A 2502-nucleotide genomic window follows, 5' to 3' on the forward strand; every position below is an offset into this window, starting at 1 on the left:
GGCGCTCCGTGCGCGAACTGTTCACGGGTTGATGGGTGAGGCGAGGGGATCGCGCCCGTTCCACGTACCGCTCGACCCGTACGGCTCGAAGCGGGCGAACAGCTCTTCCGCGTACCAGTCGCCGTCGCGAGTCTCACGGATCACCTGCTGGTGGCGCGGCATCCGGAACGCGAACTCGCGGACCGCATGAGCGGACTCCCAGAGGCTGAACGTCGCGAGTCGACCGACCGGGGCCTCGCCGATCCCCACCACGCCGATCAGACCGGGAGCGGTGTGCAGTTCCGCGTCGACCTCGCGCCCGGCCCGACCGAACGCGCGTGATGCCCGGAGGCGAACGTCGGCACGGGTGACGACGGCGATCCGGCCGCCGCCCGAACCTGCTTCGATGTCCTCGAGTGGGTCGATCCCCCTCCACCGGCCGTGCCCGCCGAGCGCGCGGAGCCGGACGTGCCACGCCTCGGATGCTTGCTCCCAGCGCCGACCGATCGAGTGGCCGGCCAGGAATCGTTCGAGGTCGGTTTCGTTCTCCCACACCGCGAAGAGTGCGGTTCGACGGAGATCCGCGCCCGGTCCGGTGTCGGCACCCCGTCCGGTGCCGAGCAGTCGCCAGAACCGGAGCCCGTCCACTCGGGACAGGCGCGGTCGATCGAGTCCGAGTCGGGCGATGGCCGCCGGCGCCTTCCACGTCGGCTCCGAGATCAGGTGGAAGGAGGCGATGCGGGACATGTATCCGACATGCTGTCAGCAATGGGAGCGATCGGCGAGTTCACCTCGACGCCTGCGGACATCGTGGTGTGTGTGGTCGTCGGGTACCTGATCGGATCGATCCCGGTCGCCAACCTCGTCGCGCAGCGACGAGCCGCGGTGGATCTGCGCGAGGTCGGTGACCGCAATCCCGGCTTCTGGAACGCCCGCGAGACACTCGGGCGGCGAGCGGCGCTTCCCGTCTTCGTCGGCGACGTGGCCAAGGGTTCGGCGGCCGCTCTCGTCGGCGTGGTGCTCGCAGACGACGGTGTGTGGGGCCTGCCCTGGGTGGCCGGTGGTGCCGCGATGGTCGGGCATGCGTTCCCGATCTTCGCGGGGTTCGTCGGCGGTCGCAGCGTGCTGACCTTTGTCGGAACGATGGTCGTCGCCACACCGGTCGCCACTTCGATCGCTGTCGGAATCCTGCTCCTGATGTTCGTCGTGACTCGTTCGTTCGCGTGGGGAGCGCGCGTGGGAATGGTCGCGCTGCCGATCGTTCAGCTCGTCGTCGATGGGCCGTATCGCACGGCAGCGACGGGGGTGCTGATGACCTTCATCGGTGTCCGGTTCGCGCAGGCCGCGCTCGCCGCACGCGACGATGTCGGTCACGCGTAGGCGCGGCCCCGCCAGGTCTGGCGGCCCCGACGGGCGATCCCGCGAGCGATGGCGGCCGCGGAGCCCAGGTCGGCGAGCGGGCTGAGCCAGTACGCGAGGTCGGCTCGGTCGTACGCGCTGCGGGTGCCGTTGAGCGTGCCGAGCCGCGCGACGAGCAGACCGACATCGACGATGTCGCCGCGTCCGAGCAGCAGCCGTGGGAGCGGGAGCGCCTGCGCGAGCAGCACGACGGCGAGATCGACCAGCTGTCGCGGCCTCGGCTCGACCCCCGGCAACGCCAGAGATCTGCCCCAGCCGGACCAGGTGTCCCGAAGGGACTCGAACATGCGGACCGACAGGAGGTCGGCGGCGTCGAGGAAGCCCACGGACCATCCTCGGGAGGAGAGGTGCCGGGCGAGAGCGACGTCCTCGACGACCTCCGATGCGACGGGTGACAGTCCTCCGACGGCGAGGATCGCAGTCCGGTTGACGACCATGCACTGCCCATTCGCCATCGCCCGGTGTGCGTCCGTACGGATGCCGGGGGGTCCGAATCGGTACACGAGCGTGGTCAGCATCGAGGCGTGCAACCAGCGTGTCGAGGGGGTCGGACACTCGAACCGTCCGCCGACGGTCAAGAAGTCCAGATGGTCCGACATCGCTCGCGCGACGACCGCGGTCGGCAGCGATGGGTCCGGACGGGTGTCGGCATCGAGGGTGACGACCCAGTCTGCCGACGCCGCTTCGAGACCTTGCTGAAGCGCCCACGCCTTGCCTGCCCACTCGGGTGGGAGAGGTGTGCCGGCGACGACGGACGCACCCGCGTCGTCGGCGATGCGCGAGGTGTCGTCGGTCGACTGGTCGTCGACCACGATCACCTCGTCGACGCCCGGAGCACCGACGATCGAATCGAGCAGCGGTCCGATCCGATCGGCCTCGTCCCGGGCGGGGATGACCACGCCGATCGACATGTCCGGCGCAGACGCGGGTGCGACCGGCGGCGCCACCCGAGCCGCACGAGCGAGCCGGGACACTGCGATGGTCGCGGCCCCGACCCGGGCCCCGAGCACGGCGTACCGCAGACCCGTCCGGATCCTCACCGCCCGCCCCACAACCGCCAACTCGTGAACATGTCCGGCGCTCCGTGCGCGAACTGTTCACGAG

At 70.3% G+C, this 2502-nt stretch carries 3 protein-coding genes; 1 reads left to right on the forward strand and 2 read right to left on the reverse strand.

Annotated elements, in window-relative coordinates:
• Window positions 1-21: 21 nt before the first annotated feature.
• The gene (locus ON45_RS19090; RefSeq protein ID WP_040496118.1) at window positions 22-726 is read right to left on the reverse strand and encodes a hypothetical protein; all 705 of its coding nucleotides are present in this window, start codon (window positions 724-726) and stop codon (window positions 22-24) included.
• A gap of 9 nt (window positions 727-735) precedes the next feature.
• Here ON45_RS19090 and ON45_RS19095 point away from each other — a divergent pair, with 9 nt between their 5' ends.
• The gene (locus ON45_RS19095) at window positions 736-1359 is read left to right on the forward strand and encodes a glycerol-3-phosphate acyltransferase (RefSeq protein ID WP_206537740.1); all 624 of its coding nucleotides are present in this window, start codon (window positions 736-738) and stop codon (window positions 1357-1359) included.
• On the opposite strand, the gene ON45_RS19100 is transcribed toward ON45_RS19095, so the two are convergent.
• Window positions 1350-2438 (reverse strand): glycosyltransferase family 2 protein, encoded by a 1089-nt coding sequence (locus ON45_RS19100; protein ID WP_051063395.1) that lies wholly within the window; start codon window positions 2436-2438, stop codon window positions 1350-1352. The two genes, ON45_RS19095 and ON45_RS19100, sit on opposite strands and share 10 nt — an antisense overlap.
• Window positions 2439-2502 lie beyond the last annotated feature (64 nt).

Origin of the sequence: Ilumatobacter nonamiensis YM16-303, from assembly GCF_000350145.1 — a bacterium.
In the GTDB taxonomy this organism is placed as follows: Bacteria; Actinomycetota; Acidimicrobiia; order Acidimicrobiales; family Ilumatobacteraceae; genus Ilumatobacter_A; species Ilumatobacter_A nonamiensis.

Excerpts from the sequence above, each read along its gene's own strand:
- ON45_RS19090 (WP_040496118.1), bottom strand. The coding sequence starts at position 726 with ATGTCCCGCATCGCCTCCTTCCACCTGATCTCGGAGCCGACGTGGAAG.
- ON45_RS19095 (WP_206537740.1), top strand. The coding sequence starts at position 736 with ATGCTGTCAGCAATGGGAGCGATCGGCGAGTTCACCTCGACGCCTGCG.